The following is a 23,802-nucleotide window of genomic DNA, read 5'->3' on the forward strand; positions in this document are numbered from 1 at the left end:
CAGAGCCTCCCCGGTCAGGACGCGACATAGCAACAGCGTAGAAGCCATAGGAAGCATCGCGCTTGTACACAACTCGGGCATACATATCGTTGGGCATTGTTGACAATGCTTGTGCATCGTGGGCTATCGTGGGTTGCACACGGAAGGGTCGCCCTGTTGGAACTCCCCCAAGCACAGGAGCAGTCACCCCATGTCAGACCCCACCCTCGAAGCTCAACTCGGCCTCGGAGTCCATCTGCGCAACCGGCGCGAGGAGATTCGCATCAGCCAGGCAACCCTCGCCTGGCTCGCCAGAGTCTCCCGGAACACCGTCAGTAACTTGGAGCGGGATGCGGTCGCGGAGCCGGACGACCGGGTCCTTAACAACGTGGAGGCCGCCCTCGGACTCGATCACTGGTACGCGTACAGCTCCACGCACCATCCTCGGGACGCCATGCTGCTCGTGCAGCCGCGAATCGCTCACCGCCTGATCGAAGTCATCGAACGGCTAAAGCGCGAGGATCCGAAAACAGCAAGGGACGCTGCCGATGCGTACGTCGCATTCATGGCAGCTCTGCGAGACGCGCGGGATGATGATTCCCGGCTGAGTGCTCATCAAGCTCTACAGGAAGAGGCGGGCCGCCTGGCGCAGTTCATTGTCCCGCGCCTCGACCTGGCTACTGAGCTGGACTCATCCATTCGCGCGTTTCTGGAAGACCAAGGGTGGTCCCCGGAAGACTCCACCTTTCTCGGGGGCGGCGCTGCTCTCATCTCGGTGCGTGCTTCGACTACCGATTCCGCGCGGATGACCGAGACCGCAGCGAGGATCCACAGCGAACTGGACAAGCTGCGCGAGCAGATCGGGCAAATGACCGAGACATTCGCTCCGGCGCTGTTCGTGCGTCACGATGAAGCGAACGCATTCGGCCGGCTGCCTATCCGCGTGCAAGACGCGCTTCTTTCAGGCCAGGTGATTGATGCGGACATCGTCAAGCCACCACACACTGAAGGTATTTCACTGCTCACGATGGTGGTCCGGCAGGACGACTCAGAAGCACCGCTCACTGCGGAGGGTCGAAAGGCACTCATCAATTCTCTGCACATATGGCACCTATCCCTCGTCGCTGCGGCTGGCATGTTCTCATTCATGCAAAAGCATTCCTGGATGGCCCCCGAGGTGGTTGAGGACAGGATTAAGGAAGCGCTCGCGGTCATCACCGAGTCCCCGCAAACCGGCCTGGCAACACATCCCGGACAGTCGGATAGCGCGACCGAGCCCGACCACAGCTCGGAGGAGGCTCGATGAAGCGTGCCGGCGTTGTGAAGAAGCGATGCGACTGCCGTGACCCGCAGACGGGTAAGCAGCTGGGCGACCGTTGCCCCCAGCTCAGAGTCCATGTGAAGGGCCGCGACGGCGGGCCCAAGCTCGGCAAAGATGGACAGCCCGAATGGCGCTGGAGCCGCGATCACGGCACCTGGTGGGCTCGATAATCGGCGCCACCTGGCCCTGATGGCAAGCGTCGCCAGCCCTGGATCGGCCCGTTCGAGAACGCGACCGAGGCGGAGAAGGCACTCCGGAAGGCGCTCACCGTCGCGGATGAGGGTGGCATTGCTGCGGAGCGGACTCTCACGGTCGGGTCTTACCTGCGCTTGTGGGTTGAGGGAAAGAACCGGCTCAAGGACTCCACGCGGGCCTCCTACGTGGAGGCGATCAACCTCTATCTCGTCCCTGGCATCGGCCATGTGCGGCTTCAAGACCTGAGCGAGCATCACCTTGCCCAGCTCTCCGCTGCGATGGTGCAGATCAACAACCTGCCGGAGGACCAGAAGCCTTCGGAGATGCTGCGCCGTCTACTGGGGGCCCGCTCGCTCGCCCCGAAGGTCCGCCTAGCGGAAGGCGAGAAGCCGGGGCTGAAGCGGAAGCAGCCGCTGTCGGCCTCGCGTATCCAGCGCGTGCATCGGGTGCTTTCGTCCGCACTCGGCACGGCGGTGAAGACGAAGAAGATCGGGCGCAACCCTGCCGAACATGTCGAGCTGCCGCGCGTTCCGAAACGCCGCCCCCTGGTCTGGACGCCGGAGAGGGTGGCGCGCTGGCGGGAGACTGGCAAGGTTCCGGGCAAGGTCATGGTCTGGGGACCGCAGCTGTGCGGTGAGTTCCTGGACTTCGCCGAGGCCCGGAAGGAACGGCTATACCCGCTGTACCACCTGACGGCGACGCGCGGCCTTCGCCGCGGCGAGGTCTGCGGCGTGCGGTGGGAGGACAGCGACTTCGACGGCACGAAGACCGTGAGCCTTCTGGAGTCGCTCGACGAAGACGACGACGGCCTGAAGTCAGAGGCGTCCTGGCGAACTGTTGCCCTGGACGACATCAAACTGACGTTGCTGAGGGCGTGGCGCGCGAATCAGCGGCGTGAGCGCCTGGCGGCTGGCGCCGATTGGACCGACACGGGCCTGATCTTCACGACCGAGGATGGGAAGGCGCTTCGCGAGGAATACGTCTCCGAGAGGTTCGCAGCGATCGTCAAGGCTGCGGGGCTTCCCCCGATCCGGTTTCATGATCTGCGGCACTGCGCTGCGACGCTGATGCTCGCGGCGGGCGTGGACATGAAGGTCGTCAGCGCGACGCTCGGTCACAGCAGGTACTCGTTCACCGCCGACGTCTACACCTCAGTCGTCCCCGAGGTGGCCCAGGCGGCAGCCGAGGCGACGGCCGCGATCATTCCGAGGAGGCGCGCGATGAGCACATGACACGGGCTTGTGCTCATCGCGTGCTCACGTTGGCCTTGAAACGCAAATCAGGGGATCCCTACGGAAGATCCTTCCGAGAGAAACCCCTGATCAGAGCGGAGGCTCGGGGATTTGAACCCCGGATGGGCTGTAGACCCAAACCGCATTAGCAGTGCGGCGCCATAGACCTGACTAGGCGAAGCCTCCTGATCGGCCCGTCGGCTTGGTGTTGCCGCCGACCGGCTCAGCACAGAGTACCGGCCTTGATGCCGGGCGGCAAAGTGGATTCGCCGTCGCGAGCAATCATGTCTGGGGCGGAGGGCTGTGCCGGGTGCCGCGTCCGGAGTTGGCAGGTGGTCGGGGCATGGGTGGGCCGGTGGTCGCGCTCGGAGTGGGCCGGTGGCTCCGGCCGGAGTTGGGGCTTGCCGGGGTTTCCACACCCTGTGTCCACAGGCTGTGGAAGCAGGGTGTGGAAGCAGGGTGTGGAAGCAGGGTGTGGACGTGGGAAGTGGGGAAGCCGGAAGGGGGCGGGCCGCCGGGGCAGGGAGTCCGGCGGCCCGCTTCCGCGCCTTGGCGGTCTCGCCGAAATGACCGCCGCGCTTCCGGGGAGGAGGTATCACCGGCCATCCGGTCCCACGGTGTCCGGATGGCCGGGAGTTGAGAGGGGCGACGCGATGGGGACGCGTCGCCACGCACGCGCGGCCCAGGTGCCGACGAGGGCCGACGCCGCGCGTGGCCGGGAGCCCAACGAGCCAGCGGCCGCCAGGGGGCCCCGCGGGGCCGGCGCGCGGCCTAAGCCCTGCAGAGGCGGACGCGCGGCCTGAGCCCTGGTGAGGCGGAGGCGCGGCCTAAGCCCTGCAGAGGCGGACGCGTGGGAGGAGGCGGGAGAGGCCTGCGGCGGGGGCCCGCAGAGGCCGACGCGGCGACAGGAGCCGGGAGAGGCTTACGCGCGGCTGGGGGCCGGGGCCGCGCATGGAGGAGCCCGGTGGGCTGCCGGCATGCGCGGTCCGGGGCGTGCGGGGTCAGGCGCGGCGGGCGGCCTGGCCCTCTACCTCGATCTTGACCTTCTTGCTGACCAGGACGCCACCGGTCTCAAGGGCGACGTTCCAGGTCAGGCCGAACTCCTCACGGTCGATCTCGGTCTCGATGGAGAAGCCGAAGATCTCCGCGCCCCAGGGGTTGGTGCCGGCGCCGCCGTACTCGACCTTGAGGGTGACCTCCTTGGTGACCTCGCGGATCGTGAGGTCGCCGACGAGCACGAAGTCCTCGTCCGAGTGGCTGACGACGCGGGTGCTGCGGAAGGTCAGCTCGGGGAACTTGTCGACCGCGAGGAAGTCCTCGCTGCGCAGGTGGTTGTCGCGGTCGGTGCTGCCCGTGTCGATGCTGGCGGTCTGGATGGTGAGCTCGGCCGACGAGTCGAGGGGGTTCTCACCGATCGTGACGCTTCCCCTGAAGTCGCCGAACCGGCCGCGGACCTTGGTGACCATCATGTGCTTCGCCATGAAGCCGATGCGGGTGTGTGCGACATCCAGGTCGAAGGTGCCGGGCTCGGGGATCGTGAGGCCTTCCCAGGCGCGAGTGCTCATGATTTCCATCTCCGTGGGACTAGTTGCTGGGCGGATGTCTGCTGCAACAGATGTCTACACGAGGAATATTCCGCTCGTCAACTATCGTCGGCTAGACTGAGAGCGTGATCCCAACTGACGACGCCCGACTCACCGCGATAGGCCTTCTCATGGAGGTCCACTCGGGTCTCACGAGCAAGATGACGCCCGCCTTCGCGGAGAGCGGGCTGTCCGAGGTCGACTTCGAGACACTGATCCGCCTCGCACGCTCTCCTGAGCGGCAGCTGCGCATGAGCGACCTGGCGGCGCAGACGTCGCTGTCCACCAGCGGGGTGACCCGGGTGGTGGACAGGCTGGAGCGCGAGGACCTGGTCCGGCGCGTGGCGTGCGCGAGCGACCGCCGGGCGTCCTACGCGACGCTGACGGACGCCGGCCTGGCCCGCCTGCAGGCGGTCCTGCCCAGGCACCTGGAGGACATCGAGACCTGGTTCACGGGCCTGTTGACCCCCACGCAGCTGGAGACGCTGCTCGACACCCTGCGGATCATCCGCGACGTCGTACGGCCCTGCGCCACGGCGGGCGCGGACGTGCCGACCCAGGTCACTCCTGCACGATCATGAGCTCGCCCCGGGCGTGCATCTCGCGCAGCGCCCGCTTCGCGAACTTGCCAACGCTGGTCTTGGGCACCGCCTCGACGAACGCCCATGCTCGGTGTTGTTCCAGCAGAACGTCGCGACGCGCTGGTCGCCGTCCACGCCGAGCGCGCGCAGGGCGCCGGCCAGGCGGGCGGCCTCCCCGGCCGGCTCGCCGTACGACAGGCGCCGGTAGCGTCGCCGGTGTTCGTGGCCACCTCGTGGTCGGCGAACCGGCCGGTGCCATATCGCATGATCGAGGTGACGGTGAGCGGGAACTCGGGCATCGTGCTGCGCATCAGTGCCACCTGCGCTTACCGAGTCTGAACCCGCCTCCGGTCCTCGACAAGCGCTCGGTCAGCCTGCGGATCCCAACTGGGGTCGCGTCTCGGGTACGCACGGCTCGACGACGACCAGGTCGCCGCGGAGCTTCGCCATCGCGCGGGAGACCGTGCTCTTGACGGTGCCGATGCTGATCCCGAGCGTCGTGGCGATCTCCGTCTCGGTCATGTCCTCGTAGTAGCGCAGCAGGATCGCCGTGCGCTGCCGCGCAGGGAGCCGGTCGATCGCCTGCTCCAGCAGCTCGTGGATCTCCCCGGGCGTGGGGCCGTCCCGCACCGGGGTGTCCGGCAGTTCCTCGGACGGATACTCCTCCAGCTTCCTGCGCCGCCACCACGAGATGTTGATGTTGACCATGGCGCGGCGCACGTACCCGTCCAGCGAGGCCCGGTCGTTGATGCGGTCCCAGGCGAGGTAGGTCTTGGCGAGGGCGGCCTGGAGCAGATCCTCGGCGTCGGCGGGCTGACCGGTCAGCTGATAGGCGACGCGCAGCAGCGCCGGGCCGCGCGCGACCACGTACTGGCGGAACTCCTCATCTTTACCGCTCATGCGACCACCGGTGCCGTGACGAAGGGCATGATTCGTTCGGGTCTCGTGGTCAGAATCGCAGCCGGACCCCCTAATGCGGCTGAACCTTCATCCAGGTTTCGCCCCACCGAATGCAAAGATCGTTACATTCGGACGGCAGGCGGGGACGGCGACTAGTTCCTCCGAGAGTGGGTAATTTGCTACCCGCGCCCTGCGCGGGGGAAATATCTGCCCCGCCGGAAACGCTGCCCCCGGCAAAACGTGTGACGCTAGCGGGCATCTAGGTGACTCGCCGCAGTTGCTGGGGAGGGCCCATGGGAGTGGAGCGCCGCCACGCGCTGGCGTCCAAGGCACTCGGCCGCAGCCTGGTGCCACCACAGGCGGAGGAGGAGAACCCCGCCCTGACGGCGGTGACGGGCGAGATCCTGGATGTCAGCCCGCACCTGATCATCGTGGAAAACCCCGAGGGGGTGGAGGAGCGCCTCGTCATCGCCCCGTGGGCCACGGCCTGGCGTGGCAGCGTGATCACGCCGGCGGACCTGCCCACCGGGAGCCGCGTCGTCATCCGCGCCCGGCAGTCCGGCCGCGTGGCCGACCGGCTGTGGGGCGACGTCACCCGCGTCACAGGCGTGATCCTCTCCATGGGCAGGGACGGCCGGGACCGCACGGTGGAGCTGCACTGCGGGCCGCACCGGGGCACGCGCGAGGTCGTCATCCCGTACGGCGCCTCCGGCCGCATCGCCGTACGCCATCCGCGGCTCGAACCGGGGTACCTCTTCGACGCCATCGGCACCCGCGTGGAGGGCGTCACGACCGCCTACCTGCCGGCGACCTCGCAGCCGCCGTACCGCGCGACGGCCGTACCGCCTCCGCCGCCCGCGTACAACGGCGTGCAGTCGAGGATCTCGGGGGCGGCCGCGTGGTCGGACGCGTTCGACGAGGGTGAGGCCGGGGTCGCGTACCCGATGTTGGAACGTGCCGATTCCCAGTGTGACGACGCGGGGGTGTCGTGCACTGGTTTGCCCTACTTGTCGCTTGGGTCGATGCTTTACGTCGGCAATGTGTGCGAGAGCCGCGCCGCCGTGTTGCCGATCGTGGCCTGCGGGTGCATGGCGGGCCGGTTCTGTGATCGATGCGTGGAATGTGGCACGTCACCGCGGGGGCGGATCGCCGAGCTGTCTCCGGCGTCCTTCGTGGAGCTCGGGGGAGATCTCACCAACGGATGCTTCAACGCCCGTGTCGGATTGGGGTGACCCATGGCGCCTGAAACCCTCGCCACCGCCGCTCTCGCGCTCGTCGTGCTCCTCCTGTTCCTCGGAGGCTCCGCCAAGGCCGCGACCGCCGGCTCGCACGCCGAGCCGGGAGGGCTCGCGCGCCTCGGTCCGGGAGTCCTGGTGCCGGAGCGGTGGCGCAAGCCCGTGATGATCTTCTGTGCCGGGGCGGAGGTCGTGCTGGCCGCGGGCCTGGTCTTCACCGCGAGCCCGCTGCCCCGGTGGGGGACGGTCACGTTCTTCTCGGTGGCGACCTACGTCCTGTGGGAGCTGCGCCGCCGGCGGCCGGACGTCGGGTGCGGGTGCTTCGGCGACGCGAGCGGCTCCCCCGTCGGCCTGCGGTCGATCGGCCGGGCCGTGGTGCTGACCGGGGCGGCGGTGCTGGTCGCGGTCGTGCCGGTGACCGGGAGGAACCTTCTCTCGCCTTCGTGGCACACGCTGATCGCCTTCGGGGCGGGGCTCGCGCTGCTGGCCGTCCTGTCCCCCGAGATGGAGGAGAGCCTCGCCCGCGTCCGGCACCGGGCACCGTGCGAGCAGCGGCCCATCGCGGCGCCCAAGGCGCTCGCCCGCCTGAGGTCGAGCAGCGAGTGGCGTTCCCATCTCGACCTGCTCACGGCGGCCGAGCCGTCCGACACCTGGCGCGAGCTGTGCTGGCGGTTCTTCGTGTACCCGGCGCGCGTGGCCTCGGGAGCCGAGGCGGACGTCGTGTTCGCCGTGTACCTCAGCGGGCGGCGGCCTCCCGTACGGGTGGCCGTGGTCGAGGGCGAGGCGGCCGGTCCTCTTCGGAAATCTATCGGTGTATCGGCTGGGCACTAGAAAGCCCTAGACAGCCGCAGACGGGCGGCCGGCATCGCCGCGCCACGGGTGAGCATGGGGAGCACGGTGCCGGACGGCGGGGGCGGCCGCCCGGCACCGCGCATTCAACTCTCTACGGCTCTCTAGCTTCCCCTCTAGAAAGCCGTAGAGAGGTCAATGGGGTGTCGCGTCCCGTCTCTACTACAAGGGCTGGGCCCGGAGGAACCTGCCGAAGTGCGGCACCGTGAAGGCGATCAGGCCGCGCTCGGCGCTGAAGATCAGTCCTTTCTTGATGAGGCTGTCGCGGGCGGGAGAAAGGCTGGAGGGCTTGCGGCCGAGCAGCTCGGCGACCTCGGACGTCGGCACGGGCTCGTCGCCGACGGACGCCATCGCGTGCATGTACTCACGCTCGGCGGGGGTGGCGCGCTCGTACCGGCTGCCGAAGAAGCCCACCGCCAGTTCCTCCTCGGCCTCGGGCGAGGCGACCCGGATGTCGTCGGCCGTGATGGGCGACTTCGGCGCGACGTCCCAGGCGACCTTGCCGTAGGCCTGGACGAAGTAGGGGTAGCCGTCGGCGGCCTCGTACAGCGCGTCGAGGGCCTCGGGGGTGAACTCCACCTCTTCGCGCTCGGCCGGGGCGATGAGGGCCAGATCGGCCGCCGCGCGGTCGAGCCGGTCGATGCGCGCGTACCGGAACAGGCGCTCGGAGTAGCTCTTGCTGGCGCTGAGCACGCTCGGCAGGTGGGGCAGGCCGGCGCCCACGACGATCAGCGGGCCGCCGCTCTGCGACAGCTCGTGGCAGGCGGCGCACAGGGCCGAGATGTCGGGCGGCTGGACGTCCTGCATCTCGTCGATGAACAGGGCCACGCCCACGCCGAGGTCGGTCGCCACCGAGGCGGCGTCCACGAACAGCTCGGTGAGGTCGATCTCCAGATCGCCGGAGTCGGCGCGGCCCCGGCCCGCCGGGACGTCGATCGCCGGGGACCAGTGGGACGTGCCCTTCGCCGCCGACGGGTCGCGCATGGCGAAGGCCTTCAGCACGCCGAGGAACTCTTCGATGCGCTCGGGCGCGCGATGGCGGGGGGCCAGCTCGCGGATCGCCATGTGCATCGCGGCGGCGACGGGACGGCGGATCGACTGCTCGGGACGGGCCTCGATCTTGCCGGTGCCCCACAGGCGCTGCATCGCCATGGACTTGAAGGTGTTGAGCAGCACGGTCTTGCCGACGCCGCGCAGACCGGTGAGGACCATGCTGCGCTCGGGCCGCCCACGGGCCACGCGTTCGAGCACGACCTCGAACTGTTGCAGCTCACGATCGCGCCCGGCGAGCTCTGGGGGGCGCTGCCCCGCACCGGGGGCGTAGGGATTGCGCACGGGGTCCACGCTCTCGGACTTTATGACCGGATATAGCGGCCGTCCTAGATTTCCATAGAAAGCGCTACGGCGTGTCGCCGGTCGGCGGGGCACGCGCGCCGGGCGGGACGCCGGCCGCGAGGGCGTCGGAGGCATCGAGACCACCGCCATGGGCACACCACCCCTCACCTGGAACTCCTCCGCCCGAACGCCCGTTCGATCCGATGCCCAGAACTGTAGCGCGCAGTCGAACACGTGCGCGAGCGGTCTCGGGTAAAAGCTGCGACACAGATCCGGCATCGCCGCGCCGGGGGCACGTGACCAGCGACATCACGATTGCGTCACGAGCGGGGTCACGAAGGCCTTACTCTGACGTATGTCCGAGAAACGAAAGCCACGTCACCTGGGCGTTCTCCTTCTCGCGTGCGCGTCCGCCGTGGTCACGGCATGCGGCGGCGCTGCGACCGGCACTGCGACCGGCTCAGCGGCCGACGCGGGGTCCGGCGTGACGGGCGAGCCCGCGGCCGACTCGGTTCCGCCCTCGACCCCCACCGTCACCACCTCGGCCCCGCTCGACTCCCCCTCGACGGCGCCGAGCGCGTCCGCGTCCGCCACAGAGCCGCCCGCGTTCACGTCGAAGGTCTCCGACGTCACGCCCGGCACGCTCAAGCAGTCCTGGCGCGAGGGATGCCCGGTTCCGCCGCGGGACCTGCGGAAGATCACGATGACCTACTGGGGCTTCGACAAGAAGCCCCACACCGGTGAGCTGGTCGTCAACGAGGCGGTCGCCGACGACGTGGTCTCCATCTTCAAGCAGTTGTACGACTGGCGGTACCCGATCACCCGCATGGAGACGATCGACAAGTACGGCGCCAGCGACTTCGACTCGATCGAGGCCGACAACACCTCGGCCTTCAACTGCCGCAGGGTCGCCGGCTCCAGCAGCTGGTCCAAGCACTCGTACGGCAAGGCCGTCGACATCAACCCGCGCGAGAACCCGTGGGTGGAGCCGGACGGCTCGGTCGCCCACGACAACGCCAGGCGCTTCGCCGAACGTCCACTGCACAAGCCGGGCGTCATCAACGACGGCGACCGCGTGGTGCGGCTGTTCGAGAAGTACGGCTGGGAGTGGGGCGGCTACTTCAACGGCGCCAAGGACTACCAGCACTTCGCCAAGGGCGGCGGGTGACACCTGGCGGCCCTTTACGCCGGGTCCCACGCGGAGAGCGGCCGGAGGCGGCAGTTCATGGGATGCTGCAGTTCAGCCGATTCGGCGGCTCACGTACCGTCAATACATGGGTATAACGCCTCTCAGGCTGCGCCCACGGTCCATCCGCGGACGGATCGCCCTGCTGACGGTCGCGACCACCACGCTGGTCCTGGTTCCCATAGCAGTGATCACGATTCTGGTCATCGAGAGCACCGGCCTCGTGAACCTCGTCATCACGGGCGACACCATCATCCTGATCGCGCTCACGGGTTCGGCCACCTGGGCGCTGGTCGGGCGGGCACTGCAGCCTGTCGATGCCATTCGCGCCCAGCTCGCCGACATAACCTTCAACGACCTGAGCGGCCGGATCCCGCAGCCGCCAGGGAGCGACGAGGTGTCCGAGCTCGCTCGCACCGCCAACCTGACGCTCGGCCGGCTGGAGCTCGCCGTGCGGGGGCGGCAGCAGGCCGTCACCGACGCCACGCACGAGCTGCGCACTCCCCTGGCCGGTCTACGGCTCCAGATGGAGGAGGCGCAGCTGCACCCGGCGGACACCCACCTCCCGGAACTGCTGGCCAACATGCTCGGCGACGTCGACCGGTTGCAGCGGATCGTCACCGATCTGCTCTATCTCGCCGGCATCGAGGCCACCGGCGCCCAGGGCCGGAAGAGGCTGGACCTGGCCCGGCTGGTGCGCACGGAGCTGGCGCACCGCCGCGACCGTCATCCGGTCGGGCTCGCCCTGGACGAGGAGGTCACCGTGGACGGCGTACCGGAGCAGATCGGCCGGGCGCTGGCCAATCTGCTCGACAACGCCCAACGCCATGCCCAGCACGGCGTGGACGTCCGCGTGTGCCTGGACGGGGACTCCGCCCTGCTGGCCGTCTCAGACGACGGCCACGGGATCGCCGAGAACCGCGCGCAGGAGATCTTCAATCCCTTCGCCCGGGTGGACACCGCCCGCAGCCGTGACCGTGGGGGCGCCGGCCTGGGCCTGGCGATCACGTCCGCCGTGGTGCGCGTCCACCACGGGACCATCCGCGTGCGCGAATCGCCCACCGGCGGCGCCTGCATCGAACTGCGGTTCCCCTGTGAGGGCGCCTTCACCGGTGTCCTTTGAAGGGGCCGGACGCCGTGGCCCGGCCGCCGTTTCGCACGGGCGGCCGGGCGCCGGGCCGTTTCAGCAGGGGCGCAGCGAGGAGGCCTGGTCGTTCTCCTGCGGCAGGACGTTGACCCGATAGCGGTTCTCCATCACGTGACGGTCACCGGCGTAATTGGCGTCCACATACCAGCAGTAGCGCCTCCCGGAGTCGTTGGCCCACGAGGACATCTGGTCGTTGAAGCCGACCTGGCCGAGGAACCCGATCGAGTGGCCGGCGGCGACGCCGTAGCCGCCGCCCTGGAACTCGTAGTCGCGGAACAGGCAGACGTAGCCGTCGGGACAGCGCGTCTGACCTGCGGGGATCGTGATCACCGGTGGCCCGGCCACGGCGTCGGCGTGGGCGGCGCCCGCACCGGCGGGCAGCAGGGCGGTGGTGGCGAGGGCGAGTGCGGCGAGGTAAGCCTTCACTGGAGGAAACCTTTCGATCGTGATCAAGGCCAACGCCACACATTGTGACAGAGCAACTACGGAGAGTTGGAGTCCTGTTGCGGCCAGCGTGTCCGCGCCCGCGGTCGTCAGGTCCGTCGCCCGGGGTACGCGCTGTAGCGTGGACGGCCATGGACGCCGAGACCTGGGAGACCGTCGAACGGCTCGTGGCCTGGCTCGACGCGCGAAGCGCGCTGGCGCCCGACGTCGAGCTGATGTCCCGGCTGATGAAGCTGTCGGAGGAGACCGGCGAGGTGGCCGCCGCCGTGATCGGCGTCCTCGGGCAGAACCCCCGCAAGGGCTTCACCCACACGTGGGACGACGTCGACCGCGAGCTGTGCGATGTGATCCTGACGGCCATGGTGGCCCTCAGGAGCCGCACCCCCGACGCGGCGGCCGTCTTCAGGTCACACCTGGCGGCGGTGGCGAGCCGGGCGTCCGGTGCCGGCCGCTGATCCTCCTGGGGCATACCCCTATGGGCGCACCGGCCCGGCCGTGCGAGGAGGGCCTTGAGGCAGGATGGAAAGCATGGCGGCGAAGGACGGCGACGGGTGGGCGCTGTGTGAGCGGGGGCACCGGCATTGGGGGGTGCACGGAGCCTCCGGGCTGCTCGCCGTCCACTTCGACGCCCTCGGCACGCCGCACATCCTGATGCAGAAGCGCGCGCTGTGGAGCCATCACGGGGGCACGTGGGGCCTGCCCGGCGGGGCTCTCGACAGCCACGAGGACGCCGTCACGGGGGCGATGCGCGAGGCGCTGGAGGAGGCGGCGCTGGAGGCGGACATCCTGCGCGTGCTCGGCGTCTACATCGACGACCACGGCGGCTGGTCGTTCCAGACGGTGATCGCCGAGGCGGACGCGCTGTTCCCCGCCGCGCCCGCCAACGCCGAGAGCACCGACATGCGGTGGCTGCCCGCGGACGATGTCGGGGGTGAGACCCTGCACCCGGGGTTCGCCGAGACGTGGCCGGTGATCAGGCAGACGCTGCCGCCGTCCGTCGTGATCCTGGACGCGGCGAACATCCTCGGGGCCCGGGCCGAGCACGGCTGGTGGCGCGACCGGGCCGGCGCGACCCGGCGCCTGCTCAAGGACGTCGAGGACCTCGCCGTACGGGGTCTCCATCCGCCGGAGGGGTTCCCCGCGCCAGAGAAGTGGTACCCGCGGGTGCTCATGGTGGTCGAGGGCCAGGCCAGGAGCGTGACCTCGGAGGGGCCTGTGACGGTGGTCCCGGCCCGCGGCAGCGGCGACGACGCGATCGTGGACGTCGTGCGGGAGATCCGCGAGACCCGGCCGTGGGAGCGGGTGCTGGTGGTGACGGCCGACCGGGAGCTGCGCCGCAGGGTCAAGGAGCTGGGCGCGGAGGTCACCGGACCGCGTTGGCTGCTTGGGCAACTGCGACCGGCGGGACGGGTGTAGCGTTCAGGAAGTCGAACACAGTGGAAGTCTTAGCCCTGTAAACGGAAATATCGGGAAACACCCCTAAAAACCCATATGAGCGACCGAACCACACTTGACTGGGCCGCCGATCCTGACAGTCCGGTTCCCCCGCCGTCATGGGGACGGCGAGCTCCCGAGGCGCAGGTCCTTCCTTGGGTGTTCGCGGCCCTCGTGGGTTTCCTTCTCATAGGCAACCTCCTCCTCGCCCCCCACCTCACCGCCCCGGCCCTGCGCACCTGGTCGACGATCTTCGTGGCCATCTGCGTCCAGGCGATCCCCTTCCTCGTGCTGGGCGTCGCGCTCTCGGCGGCGATCACGGTCTTCGTGCCGCCGTCCTTCTGGACCCGCGCGCTGCCGAAGCGGCCGTACGCCGCCGTGCCCGTCGCCGGCGCGGCCGGCCTCGTGCTGCCCGGATGCGAGTGCGCCTCGGTGCCGGTGGCCTCGGGCCTGATGGCGCGCGGCGTGACCCCGGCCGCGGCCCTCGCCTTCCTGCTGGCGTCCCCGGCGATCAACCCGGTCGTGCTGGTCGCCACCGCCGTGGCCTTCCCCGGGCAGCCCGCGATGGTCCTGGCGAGGTTCGCCGCGTCCCTCCTGGTCGCCGTGCTGGCCGGCTGGGCCTGGCAGTGGCTCGGCCGTCCCGGCTGGCTGCGGATCCCCTCCCGTACGACCCCGCCGGACGGGTCGCGCGTGGCGGCGTTCATGGCGGCGATGCGGCACGACTTCCTGCACGCGGGCGGGTTCCTGGTCGTCGGAGGCCTGACGGCCGCGACGCTCAACGTCACCGTCCCCCGCTCCTGGCTCGCGTCGGTGGGCGACGTCCCGGTGCTGTCGGTGATCGTGCTGGCGCTGCTGGCGGTGATCCTGTCGATCTGCTCGGAGGCCGACGCGTTCGTGGCGGCGTCGCTGTCGGCGTTCTCCCCCACGGCCAAGCTGGCCTTCCTCGTCGTCGGTCCCATGGTGGACCTCAAGCTGATCGCGCTTCAGGCGGGGACGTTCGGCCGGGCGTTCGCCGCACGGTTCGTCCCGCTGACGTTCGTGCTGGCCATCGGAGTGAGCCTTCTCGTGGGATGGGTGCTGCTGTGAACCGTATGGCGCAGAGCCTGGTGCTGACGCTGCTCGGCGGGGCGATCCTCCGGGTCTCCGCCCTGTCCACGATCTACCTGAACTACGTCAAGCCGGGCTTCCGTCCGCTGCTGGTGATCGCCGGGCTGGCGCTGTTCGTGCTCGGTGTGCTCGGCGTGATGCAGGAGTGGCGCAGGCCGTACGCCGACGGCGCGCCCACCGCCCCCGCGGCCGAGGAGGAGCCCCGGCACGAGGACGGGCACGGGCACGTGCACGGCTTCGGCCCGAAGGTGGCCTGGCTGCTGTGCCTCCCGGTGATCGCCATCTTCCTGATCTCCCCGCCCGCGCTCGGCGCGGACGCGGCGCAGCGGGACGACGCGCCCCCGCCGCGCCCGGCGCCCCAGGACGCGTATGTCCCGCTCACCACGGACAGGGCGACGGCGATGCCGCTCGGGGAGTTCATCGGCCGCGCCTGGGGGGACGCGAACCAGTCGCTGAAGGACCGGAAGGTCAAGCTGGTCGGCTTCGTGGTGCCGTCCAAGAAGAAGGGCCAGTGGTACCTCACCCGCATGCAGCTACGCTGCTGCGCGGCCGACGCCTTCCCGCTGAAGGTCTCCGTCCTGGGCCTGTCCGCGCCGCGCCCGGACACCTGGGTCGAGGTGACCGGGACGTGGGTTCCCACGCCGTACGACCAGCTCCCCAAGGGCACCGTGGCCCCCGAGATGAAGGCCACCGGCCTGGCCAAGGTGGCGCAACCCGCCGAACCGTACGAATGACGCCGAGCCGCCCGCGCCGCTCGCGCGCGCGTGTCCGTCCGGCACCGCTATCGTTGGTGTCGCACAGGAGGGTTCGCATAGTGGACGAGTGCAGCCGCCTTGAAAGCGGCCAGGTCGGCGACGGCCTCGTGGGTTCGAATCCCACACCCTCCGCCAAGCCCGGGCGTCGTCAGAGGCGCACCCCGCCGAACCCGTCGCCCACCGACGCCGCCAGCAGCAGGTACGCCTGACGGGTGGCCGGCTGCAGGCGGTCGAGGTCGATCTCGGCGCCCTCCTCCAGGTGAGGGTCGTACGGCACGCGGATCACCGCGCGGCAGCGGGCGGCGAAGTGCGACTCCAGCTTGTCCAGGTCGACCGTCGACTTCGAACGCGGCCGCACGCTGCACAGCACCACGGTCGCGGCCTTGACCAGGTCGGCGTAGTCGTGCGCCTCCAGCCAGTCCAGCGTCGCCGAGGCGGCCCGCGCGCCGTCCACCGACGGCGAGCTGACCAGGACGAGCTGGTCGGCGAGGCCGAGCACGCCCGACATCGCCGAGTGGAGCAGGCCGGTGCCGCAGTCGGTGATGCAGATCGAGTAGAAGTTCTCCAGCACCTGCGCGACGGCCTGGTAGTCGCCCGAGCTGAACGCCTCCGACACCGAGGGGTCGCGGTCGGAGGCCAGGATCTCCAGCCGCGACGGAGCCTGCGAGGTGAACGCGCGGATGTCGACGTACCGCTTGATCTGCTGCCGCTCGTTGAGCAGGTCGCGGACGGTCGCCGACGTCTCCAGCTCGACCTTGTCCGACAGCGTGCCCCGGTCGGGGTTGGCGTCCACGGCGATGACGCGGTCGCCGCGCACCGACGCCAGCGTCGCGCCAAGGCCCACCGTCGTGGTGGTCTTGCCCACCCCGCCCTTGAGGCTGAGGACGGCCACGCGGTGATGGCCGGTGGCGACCGGCGTACGGGCGCGGGTGACGAGCTCACGCCGCCGCCGCACCTCGGGGGACTCGCCCGGCTTGATCAACCCGGCGGACGCCTTGTAGACGATCTTGCGCCAGCCGCCCGCGGGAGCGTTCCTACGGCCGCGCAGCAGCGACACCGGGTCGAGGCTGTCGGCCGTCGGGCGCGTGCCGGGCGCGGTGGCCGCCGCGCCCTTGGCCCGCGCCGGGCGGGCGGGCGGCGAGAAGGCGGGCTGGAACTCCTCGGAGGCGGACCGCTGCGACTGCCTGCGTCGCGCGCGGTACGGCTCGCGCTCCTCGGCCTTGTCGTCGGCGCCCGGCTCCGCGGAGGGCGTCGTACGGGCCTCGGCGGCGGGTTCGGGGGCCGGGGCGGGTGCGGGGGACGCGGGCTGCGGCGCGGGGCCGGTGGGCTGCTGGATCGAGGGGGAGGTCTGCTCCGGGCGCTCGTACAGAGGGTGCTCGACCCGGGGGACGACGACCTCCTCGGTGTCCATGGCGGTCGCACCGCCGGTCACGCCGCCTGACCCGCCGCCGTTCACGAAGGCGTTGAAGCGTTCCTGCTCGGGGTCGGCCTCGGCGGTGTCGGCGGCCGGCAGCGCGGCCTCCAGCCAGCCGCGTACGGGCTGGTCGCCGGTGAGGTCCGGCTCGGGCTCGGAGCGCTTCGGCGGCTCGGCGGCGCCGGCCTTGACGGCCCCGTCTTCCTTGTCCTCTCTGGCGGGAGGGGCGACGGGGATCCATCCCGAGGCGGTTTCGCCGGAGGGCTTCTCGGTGAGGGGGCCGAAGGTGAAGCTGTCGGTGTCGTCGCCGGCGGACGGCTCGGCGGGCGCGGGGCTCGGGCTCGTCCGCCCGGACCCGGGCGGCTCGGCCTGGGCGGGCGCGGCGGGGGAAGCGGGGGGCGGCGGCTGGGTGAGCGACGAGGACGCCTGCTCGCCGAAGGCGCTGGTGATCCGCTCGCCGAACGCGCCGGTCGTGCGCTCACCGAAGGCCCCGCCGGACGAACCCTGACGCTCCCCGAAGGCCTGGCCCGAGGAGGCGGGACGGTCCCCGAAAGTCTGGCCGGACGAAGCGGGACGGTCGCCGAAGGGGCCGGAGAACGCACCCGCCGAACGCTCGCCGAATGCGCCGCCGGACGAGGCGGGACGCTCGCCGAAAGCCCCGAGCCCACCCCCCGGGGACGAGGGGGAAAGGCCGCCGAACGCGCCGCCGGAGGGTACGCCCCTCTCACCCGTGCCGCCGGACGACGTGCCGGTGCCGCGTTCGCCCGCGCCGCCGTTGTCGCGGTCCCCGGACGGCGATGAGTCGCCGGACGCCCACCGGTCGAACCCTTCGAGCGCGGACGGGCGGATCTCCGTCGTCTCGCTCTGGGCGCGCCCGGCCGGGTCGTCGGGCTGCGCGCCACCGTGCGAGGGGTCGCCCGCCGCGCGGAACAGAGGGGACGACGGCGGCGCGGACTCGGTCGGCACGAGCGACCACGGGTCCTTGGGGTACGGCGAGACGACGGACTCGTCCACGGTGATCGTCACCGGGGCGGGCGGGTCCTCGTTCTCCTTGATGGCGTCCAGCCAGGCGAGCTGCTCCTCAAGCGAATGAGGATCCTCGCGATCGTGTCTTGCCACCGTGTTCCCCCTCGGGACTGGACTAAAGGGGCAGCAAATAGCTTGAAGATTACCGCCCGCTATCACGGCGAACGCGGTCAACCGCCGAGTTGGCTACCCGGATAGTTTGGTCGCATGCGCGCGATCCTTGTTTCCGAGCCCGGCGGGCCAGAGGTGCTGCAGTGGCGTGAGGTGCCCGATCCCCGTCCGGGGCCGGGCGAAGTCCTCATCGACGTGACGGCCGCGGGCCTGAACCGCGCCGACCTGATGCAGCGCCAGGGGATCTACCCGCCTCCCCCCGGCGCCTCCGAGATCCTCGGCATGGAGTGCTCCGGAGTGATCACCGAGGTGGGCGAGGACGTCGAGGGGTTCTCCCCCGGCGACGAGGTGTGCGCCCTGCTCGCGGGGGGAGGGTATGCCGAGAAGGTGGCCGTGCCGTGGGAGCAGGTCCTGCGCGTGCCGGAGGGCGTCTCGACGCGGGACGCCGCCGTCCTTCCCGAGGTCGCCTGCACGGTGTGGTCGAACGTGTTCATGACGGCGCGGCTGCGGCGCGGCGAGACGCTTCTCGTGCACGGCGGCGCCAGCGGGATCGGCACGTTCGCCATCCAGCTCGCGAAGGCGCTCGGATCGCGGGTGGTCGTCACCGCGGGCACGGCCGAGAAGGCCGCGCGCTGCGTGGAGCTGGGCGCGGACGAGGCGATCAACTACCGGGAGGAGGACTTCGCCGAGAAGGTGCGGGCCGACGTCGTCCTCGACATCATGGGGGCGAAGTACCTCGAGAAGAACGTGTCCGTCCTCAACACCGGAGGGCGGCTCGTGGTGATCGGGCTCCAGGGCGGCACGAAGGGCGAGCTGAACCTCGGCGCGCTGCTCGGGAAGCGCGGTTCGATCCACGCCACGGCGTTGCGCGGGCGTCCTGTCGCGGAAAAGGGCGCCATCGTCCGCGGAGTGGACCAGAATGTGTGGCCGTTGGTGGGCGCGGGCGCGGTGCGTCCGGTGGTGCACGCGACGGTGCCCATGGCGGAGGCGGCACGAGCCCATCAGATGCTCGAATCCGGTGAGCACATCGGGAAAGTCCTGTTGACCAGGTGAGCTAGGTTGAATGTCATGAATGCTGAGGAGAGCACCCCCCAGATCGTCGTGGTGGGCCCGAACGGACTCACGATCGAGGGAAACAACGACGGAGAACCCGAGGAGCGCTCGGTCGCCGAACTGGTGGAGCAGCCGGCGAAGGTCATGCGCATCGGCAGCATGATCCGTCAGCTCCTCGAAGAGGTCCGGGCGGCGCCTCTCGACGAGGCCAGCCGCAAGCGCCTCAAGGAGATCCACCAGAGTTCGATCAAGGAGCTGGAGGACGGGCTGGCGCCGGAGCTGGTCGCCGAGCTCGAACGGCTGTCGCTGCCGTTCTCCGGGGGCGACGACAGTCCCGCGCCCAGCGACGCCGAGCTGCGGGTGGCGCACGCCCAGCTCGTCGGCTGGCTCGAAGGCCTGTTCCACGGAATCCAGACCACCTTGTTCGCCCAGCAGATGGCCGCGCGGGCCCAGCTGGAGCAGATGCGGCGCGCGCTCCCCGGAGGGGTCGCCAACGAGCAGCCCCAGCGCACCTCCGGCCCGTACCTGTAAGTCGCCTGTAAGCCCCTCCAGCGCGTCCTCGGGGCCGTCTGGAGATTTCCACCCCGCGCCGTGATCTCGGGGCCGTTGTGGACGACTCAGCGGCCCCCACGGGACGAACCGGAAGGCACGCCGCCTCCTCGCGGCGTCGTCCCTTCACGCGAAGAGCTTCTCCAGGATCACGGCCACGCCGTCGTCGTCGTTGGCCGCCGTCACGTGGGTGACGGCGGCGAGGACGTCCGGGTGGGCGTTGGCCACCGCGTACGACGTCCCCGCCCAGGCCAGCATGGGCAGGTCGTTGGGCATGTCCCCGAACGCCACCACCTCGCCGGGGCCGATCAGATGGCGCCTCGCGAGCGCGGCGAGGGACGAGGCCTTCGTCACCCCCTGGGCGCTCATCTCGATCAGCGCCTTGCCGCTGGAGTGGGTGGCCGTCACGAGATCTCCGACGAGGTCGTTCACGATCACGTGCAGCAGGTCCGGATCCATGCTCTGGTGGAAGGCCAGGAGCTTGGCGCAGGGCCGCGAGGTCAGCGTGGAGGCGCCCACACGCGGCCCCGAGCCCTCGGCGACGTCCCAGCGCCTCAGGCCGAACCCGGTCTCGTGGGCGAACCCGCCCTCGTACTCCACCGAGAAGCTCAGCTCTGGGAGGCGGTGGCGCAGGCGGCTCACCGCCTCGGTCAGGACCTCGGCGCCGATGAGGTGGGACTCGACGACGCGCTCGGTGTGCAGGTCGTAGACCAGCGCGCCGTTGGCGCAGATGGCGAGCCCTTGGTGACGTACGGACTCGGCCACCGCGCCGATCCATCGCGGGGGCCTGCCGGTGACGAATACGAGGATCGCGCCCGCCTGTTCGACGCGGGCGAAGGCGGCCGCGGTGCGTGGGGAGACGCTGCCGTCCGACCGGAGGGCGGTTCCGTCGAGGTCGGTGGCGACGAGTCTGGGGCTGACCATAACAAGCTCTAGTTTGCCTTGGCCGGAGTGGCACCGGTGTCAGCCCTGGGAGTAAAAGAATCTGGCCGTGGGGGGGAACAAAGGCGCTCTGATGGTGTTAGATGTGGTGGCGTTGTATTAGCTGAACCCGATGTGCAGAACCAGCTTGACTGTCTGAGCGGCCCCGGGAAGCTGTGCGACACAACCCGGGGTTCGCGAGGTGTGAACCCCAAGATCAATTGCAGGGAGAGCTTTAATGGCTCAGGGAACCGTCAAGTGGTTCAACGCGGAGAAGGGCTACGGATTCATCGCCCCGGACGGCGAGGCTCCGGACGTCTTCGTGCACTTCTCCGAGATCGTCGGAAACGGCTACCGCAGCCTCGAGGACGGCCAGCGGGTCGAGTTCGAGGTCACGCAGGGGCAGAAGGGCCCGCAGGCTTCGCAGGTCCGCGCCATCTGACCACTGACACACAGAAGGCGGGGTTCGCTCAGGCGAATCCCGCCTTCGTGTCATATATAGACCTAATGTCCTGACAAAGCGGACATCCGTGATAGATAGGGCCGAAGTAAGCCACTTATCACTTGACAGCGACAAGTGGCCGACTTCCGTTCAAACGCCTACTTCAGCGGTTCGAGGACGTCCAACCCGACGAACGGGCGCAGGGCCTTCGGCACCACGACCGACCCGTCGGCCTGCTGGTGGTTCTCCAGGATCGCGACGATCCACCGCGTGGTCGCCAGGGTGCCGTTGAGGGTGGCGACGTGCCGGGGCTTCTCGTCGGTGTCCCTGTAGCGCACGGCCAGCCGCCGGGCCTGGAACTCGGTGCAGTTCGACGTCGAGGTCAGCTCCAGGTAGCGGTTCTGCGTCGGAAGCCACGCCTCGCAGTCGAACTTCCTGGCCGCGCTGGAGCCGAGGTCGCCCGCCGCCGTGTCGATCACCCGGTACGGGAGCTCGGCCTTCGCCAGCATCTCCTTCTCCCAGGCCAGCAGGCGCGCGTGCTCCTCACGCGCGTCCTCCGGGCGGCAGTAGGAGAACATCTCGACCTTGTCGAACTGGTGGACGCGGATGATGCCCCGGGTGTCCTTGCCGTACGAGCCGGCCTCACGCCGGAAGCAGGACGACCAGCCGGCGTACCGCAGCGGCAGCGACCTGCCGTCCAGGATCTCGTCCCAGTGGTAGGCCGCCATGGGGGCCTCGGAGGTGCCGACGAGGTAAAGATCGTCGGCCTCCAGCTTGTAGACCTCGCTGGCGTGCGCGCCGAGGAAGCCCGTGCCCGCCATCGCCTCCGGCCTGAGCAGCACCGGGGTGATCATCGGCGTGAAGCCGACCTCGATGGCCTGCTGCATCGCCATGTTGAGCAGGCCGAGCTGGAGGCGGGCCCCCACGCCGGTCAGGAAGAAGAACCGCGCGCCCGAGACCTTGGCCCCGCGCTCGGTGTCGATCGCGCCGAGCATCTCGCCCAGCTCCAGGTGGTCCCGCGGCGTGAAGTCGAAGGACGGCTTCTCGCCGACCTCCTCCAGGACGACGTAATCGTCCTCGCCGCCCACGGGGGCGCCGTCCTCGACGATGTTGGGCACGGACATCAGCAGCGCGTCGAGCTCCTTGGCCAGCCTCTCGGCCTCGGCCTCGGCGCCCTTGACGCCCGCGGCCAGTTCCTTGGCCCGCGCCAGGAGCGCGGCGCGCTCGTCACCGGAGGACGCGGAGACCGACTTGCCGACGCTCTTCTGCTCTGCGCGCAGCGACTCGAAGCCGCTCAGCGCACTTCGGCGGCGTTCATCCAGGTCGAGCAGCGTGTCGACGACCGAGTCGTCCTCACCGCGGGCACGCTGCGACGCCCGTAGCCGGTCGGGGTCCTCACGAAGGGTACGCAGGTCAATCACGTAACAAAGGCTACCGATGTCCGGCCGCCGCTCGCGCGCCTATAGGGGCCAGAAGTGATCGGGTCATACCCGGCCGGCGCGAATGCGGGCGAGCCAGCCGGCGGCCTCGGCGAAGTCCGGCCCGCTGGTGCCCCGCCTGAGCTCGGGAGACACGCCGTCGGCGCGGGGGTAGCTGCCGAGGAAGCGCACATCGTCCGACAGGCGGTGGAGGCCGGAAAGCGCCTCGCCCACGCGCGCCTCGGCCACGTGGCCCTCGGCGTCGAAGTGGAAGAAATAGCGCCCGATGCCGTCGCCGGTCGGCCGGGACTCGATGCGGGTCAGGTTGACGCCGCGCACCGCGAACTCGCTCAGCATCTCCAGGAGCGCGCCGGGGTGGTCGTCGCGGAGGAAGGCCACCAGCGACGTACGGTCGGCGCCGGTGGGCTCGGGAAGCGCCCCCGGACGCGAGACCCGGACGAACCTCGTCACCGTGTCGTCGCGGTCGCCTATGTTGGACGCCAGCTCGGCCAGGCCGTAGTGCTCGCCCGCGATGGACGGGGCGATCGCCGCGTCGTACGGCGAACCCGGCGAGGAGACCTCCTGCGCGGCGGCCGCCGTGGAGGGCGCGGCCACCACCACGGCGTCGGGCAGCTCGCGCGCCAGGTAGTTGCGGCACTGGGTGATCGCGGCCGGGTGGGTGTACACCCGCTTGATGTGCGGCAGGTCGGTGCCCGGCCGTACGAGCAGGGCGAACTCGACGGGCAGCAGCAGCTCGGCGCCGATCAGCAGCGGCTCGCCCCACGCGAGCTCGTCGAGCGTGACGGTGATCGCGCCCTCGACCGAGTTCTCCAGCGGGACGACGGCGCCGTCGGCCTCGCCCGCCCGCGCGGCGTCCAGCGCCGCGGTCACGTTCGCGCACGGCAGACGCTCGGCGTCCGGCGCGAGGATCCGCAGGGCGGCCTCGCAGAAGGTGCCCTCGGGACCCAGGTAGGCGAGCTTCGTCGGCATACCAGCAGGCTACCGGCCCAGGACCGGGCCTCACCCGGGATATCTACCGGTTCCACCGAAATCACGACGCGAGACGGCGAAAAATTGCCCACTCCCGTCTCGGCCGCACTCTGACCTGCGCGAACGCGACCCTATGGGCTCCCTGCCCGCTCGGCCTTCGCCCCGGGGCGGGTCAGCGGCGGGGCCGGAGGGCGATGTCGGGGCCGTTGCCGAGACGGGCGGCGCGTACGGCCTGCTCCTCCTCGGGTGACAGCGGCTGGATGCCCCGCCCTCCCCTCACCGGACGGACGTAGGTGCGGGTCTCGGTGCGGCCGTTGATCGACGTCAGCACGATGCCGTCGCCCAGCCCGTTGATCATGGCGACCGAGAACGAAAGCCGGCCCGTCATCTCGGCAAGGGCGTCGTAGCGGCAGACCGCCACGTCACGGATCGCCTTGACGTCCGGCAGGCCGCCGAGCGCGCACTGGCGGGCCAGCATGTCCAGACAGTCCTCGACGGCCCTGCGGGCGCTGCGGAGGGCCAGCAGGCCGATGGCCACGCCGGTGATCCCGGCGATCGCGCCGACCAACGCCATGACGGTGCCCACCATGTGCCG

24 protein-coding genes and 2 tRNA genes are annotated in these 23,802 nt (G+C 70.1%); 16 read left to right on the top strand and 10 right to left on the bottom strand.

Translation table 11 applies throughout. From position 1 onward, the window contains the following. The first annotated feature begins 190 nt into the window (after window positions 1-190). Together DQ384_RS21910 and DQ384_RS21915 are read left to right on the top strand one after the other, a co-directional pair. A complete protein-coding gene (locus tag DQ384_RS21910; protein ID WP_114030730.1) occupies window positions 191-1,285 on the top strand; it encodes a helix-turn-helix domain-containing protein in 1,095 nt (364 codons plus the stop codon). 302 nt (window positions 1,286-1,587) lie between these two features. After that, window positions 1,588-2,727 carry a tyrosine-type recombinase/integrase gene (locus DQ384_RS21915; protein WP_281274087.1) on the top strand — a complete coding sequence of 380 codons (1,140 nt, stop codon included), beginning with the start codon at window positions 1,588-1,590 and terminating at the stop codon, window positions 2,725-2,727. Between the two features lie 96 nt (window positions 2,728-2,823). Here DQ384_RS21915 and DQ384_RS21920 read toward each other — a convergent pair. Both DQ384_RS21920 and DQ384_RS21930 read right to left on the bottom strand, forming a co-directional pair. After that, window positions 2,824-2,913: transfer RNA gene (locus DQ384_RS21920), tRNA-Ser, on the bottom strand. A gap of 815 nt (window positions 2,914-3,728) precedes the next feature. Then, window positions 3,729-4,292, bottom strand: coding sequence for a YceI family protein (locus tag DQ384_RS21930; protein ID WP_114030733.1), 564 nt, complete (start codon window positions 4,290-4,292; stop codon window positions 3,729-3,731). A gap of 104 nt (window positions 4,293-4,396) precedes the next feature. Between DQ384_RS21930 and DQ384_RS21935 the strand changes: the two genes are divergently transcribed. After that, a complete protein-coding gene (locus DQ384_RS21935) occupies window positions 4,397-4,891 on the top strand; it encodes a MarR family winged helix-turn-helix transcriptional regulator (RefSeq protein ID WP_245966677.1) in 495 nt (164 codons plus the stop codon). A gap of 84 nt (window positions 4,892-4,975) precedes the next feature. Next, window positions 4,976-5,230 carry a hypothetical protein gene (locus tag DQ384_RS41405; protein ID WP_181871334.1) on the top strand — a complete coding sequence of 85 codons (255 nt, stop codon included), beginning with the start codon at window positions 4,976-4,978 and terminating at the stop codon, window positions 5,228-5,230. A gap of 30 nt (window positions 5,231-5,260) precedes the next feature. Here the strand turns inward: DQ384_RS41405 and DQ384_RS21945 are convergent, their stop codons facing one another. Beyond that, entirely contained in the window at window positions 5,261-5,791 is a 531-nt protein-coding gene (locus DQ384_RS21945; protein ID WP_114030735.1) for a SigE family RNA polymerase sigma factor, read from the bottom strand. Between the two features lie 293 nt (window positions 5,792-6,084). On the opposite strand from DQ384_RS21945, the gene DQ384_RS21950 reads away from it, so the two are divergent. Beyond that, window positions 6,085-7,023, top strand: a complete 939-nt coding sequence (locus DQ384_RS21950) for a hypothetical protein (protein WP_114030736.1) — start codon at window positions 6,085-6,087, stop codon at window positions 7,021-7,023. Window positions 7,024-7,026: 3 nt separating this feature from the next. Next, window positions 7,027-7,857 (top strand): MauE/DoxX family redox-associated membrane protein, encoded by an 831-nt coding sequence (locus tag DQ384_RS21955; protein WP_114030737.1) that lies wholly within the window; start codon window positions 7,027-7,029, stop codon window positions 7,855-7,857. 180 nt (window positions 7,858-8,037) lie between these two features. Here DQ384_RS21955 and DQ384_RS21960 read toward each other — a convergent pair whose 3' ends face one another. After that, window positions 8,038-9,210 carry an ATP-binding protein gene (locus DQ384_RS21960; protein WP_425451482.1) on the bottom strand — a complete coding sequence of 391 codons (1,173 nt, stop codon included), beginning with the start codon at window positions 9,208-9,210 and terminating at the stop codon, window positions 8,038-8,040. 484 nt (window positions 9,211-9,694) lie between these two features. Between DQ384_RS21960 and DQ384_RS21965 the strand changes: the two genes are divergently transcribed. Both DQ384_RS21965 and DQ384_RS21970 read left to right on the top strand, forming a co-directional pair. Beyond that, a complete protein-coding gene (locus tag DQ384_RS21965) occupies window positions 9,695-10,378 on the top strand; it encodes a M15 family metallopeptidase (protein WP_245966678.1) in 684 nt (227 codons plus the stop codon). 106 nt (window positions 10,379-10,484) lie between these two features. Then, window positions 10,485-11,519: a sensor histidine kinase gene (locus DQ384_RS21970; protein ID WP_114030740.1), complete on the top strand. Its 1,035-nt coding sequence runs from the start codon at window positions 10,485-10,487 to the stop codon at window positions 11,517-11,519. Between the two features lie 60 nt (window positions 11,520-11,579). Here DQ384_RS21970 and DQ384_RS21975 read toward each other — a convergent pair whose 3' ends face one another. Beyond that, window positions 11,580-11,969 carry a peptidase inhibitor family I36 protein gene (locus tag DQ384_RS21975; RefSeq protein WP_181871335.1) on the bottom strand — a complete coding sequence of 130 codons (390 nt, stop codon included), beginning with the start codon at window positions 11,967-11,969 and terminating at the stop codon, window positions 11,580-11,582. 149 nt (window positions 11,970-12,118) lie between these two features. Between DQ384_RS21975 and DQ384_RS21980 the strand changes: the two genes are divergently transcribed. The 5 genes from DQ384_RS21980 to DQ384_RS22000 all read left to right on the top strand — a co-directional run bounded on the left by DQ384_RS21980 (window position 12,119) and on the right by DQ384_RS22000 (window position 15,418). Further along, window positions 12,119-12,442, top strand: a complete 324-nt coding sequence (locus tag DQ384_RS21980; RefSeq protein ID WP_114030742.1) for a MazG-like family protein — start codon at window positions 12,119-12,121, stop codon at window positions 12,440-12,442. Window positions 12,443-12,515: 73 nt separating this feature from the next. Continuing rightward, complete coding sequence (locus DQ384_RS21985; protein ID WP_114030743.1) at window positions 12,516-13,403, top strand: NUDIX hydrolase; 888 nt, start codon at window positions 12,516-12,518, stop codon at window positions 13,401-13,403. A gap of 75 nt (window positions 13,404-13,478) precedes the next feature. Then, a complete protein-coding gene (locus DQ384_RS21990; RefSeq protein ID WP_114030744.1) occupies window positions 13,479-14,507 on the top strand; it encodes a permease in 1,029 nt (342 codons plus the stop codon). A 5-nt stretch (window positions 14,508-14,512) separates the two neighbouring features. After that, window positions 14,513-15,262 carry a TIGR03943 family putative permease subunit gene (locus DQ384_RS21995; protein WP_181871336.1) on the top strand — a complete coding sequence of 250 codons (750 nt, stop codon included), beginning with the start codon at window positions 14,513-14,515 and terminating at the stop codon, window positions 15,260-15,262. A 66-nt stretch (window positions 15,263-15,328) separates the two neighbouring features. Further along, a tRNA-Ser gene (locus tag DQ384_RS22000) sits at window positions 15,329-15,418 on the top strand. Between the two features lie 13 nt (window positions 15,419-15,431). On the opposite strand, the gene DQ384_RS43005 is transcribed toward DQ384_RS22000, so the two are convergent. Next, entirely contained in the window at window positions 15,432-17,816 is a 2,385-nt protein-coding gene (locus tag DQ384_RS43005) for a MinD/ParA family ATP-binding protein (RefSeq protein ID WP_245966679.1), read from the bottom strand. A 114-nt stretch (window positions 17,817-17,930) separates the two neighbouring features. On the opposite strand from DQ384_RS43005, the gene DQ384_RS22010 reads away from it, so the two are divergent. After that, on the top strand, window positions 17,931-18,887 hold the full coding sequence (locus DQ384_RS22010) for an NAD(P)H-quinone oxidoreductase (RefSeq protein ID WP_114030746.1): 957 nt from the start codon (window positions 17,931-17,933) through the stop codon (window positions 18,885-18,887). Between the two features lie 15 nt (window positions 18,888-18,902). Further along, complete coding sequence (locus DQ384_RS22015) at window positions 18,903-19,418, top strand: bacterial proteasome activator family protein (RefSeq protein WP_114030747.1); 516 nt, start codon at window positions 18,903-18,905, stop codon at window positions 19,416-19,418. 144 nt (window positions 19,419-19,562) lie between these two features. On the opposite strand, the gene DQ384_RS22020 is transcribed toward DQ384_RS22015, so the two are convergent. Continuing rightward, window positions 19,563-20,360, bottom strand: coding sequence for an HAD family hydrolase (locus tag DQ384_RS22020; RefSeq protein WP_114030748.1), 798 nt, complete (start codon window positions 20,358-20,360; stop codon window positions 19,563-19,565). Window positions 20,361-20,595: 235 nt separating this feature from the next. On the opposite strand from DQ384_RS22020, the gene DQ384_RS22025 reads away from it, so the two are divergent. Continuing rightward, window positions 20,596-20,799 carry a cold-shock protein gene (locus tag DQ384_RS22025; protein ID WP_114030749.1) on the top strand — a complete coding sequence of 68 codons (204 nt, stop codon included), beginning with the start codon at window positions 20,596-20,598 and terminating at the stop codon, window positions 20,797-20,799. Window positions 20,800-20,957: 158 nt separating this feature from the next. Here the strand turns inward: DQ384_RS22025 and serS are convergent, their stop codons facing one another. The 3 genes from serS to DQ384_RS22040 all read right to left on the bottom strand — a co-directional run bounded on the left by serS (window position 20,958) and on the right by DQ384_RS22040 (window position 23,796). Beyond that, window positions 20,958-22,220: a serine--tRNA ligase gene (gene serS, locus DQ384_RS22030; protein ID WP_114030750.1), complete on the bottom strand. Its 1,263-nt coding sequence runs from the start codon at window positions 22,218-22,220 to the stop codon at window positions 20,958-20,960. Between the two features lie 63 nt (window positions 22,221-22,283). Further along, a complete protein-coding gene (gene pheA / locus DQ384_RS22035; protein WP_114030751.1) occupies window positions 22,284-23,207 on the bottom strand; it encodes a prephenate dehydratase in 924 nt (307 codons plus the stop codon). 172 nt (window positions 23,208-23,379) lie between these two features. Beyond that, the gene (locus DQ384_RS22040) at window positions 23,380-23,796 is read right to left on the bottom strand and encodes a DUF4446 family protein (RefSeq protein WP_114030752.1); all 417 of its coding nucleotides are present in this window, start codon (window positions 23,794-23,796) and stop codon (window positions 23,380-23,382) included. Window positions 23,797-23,802: the final 6 nt, after the last annotated feature.

This window comes from Sphaerisporangium album, from assembly GCF_003323745.1.
GTDB classification, from domain to species: domain Bacteria; phylum Actinomycetota; class Actinomycetes; order Streptosporangiales; family Streptosporangiaceae; genus Sphaerisporangium; species Sphaerisporangium album.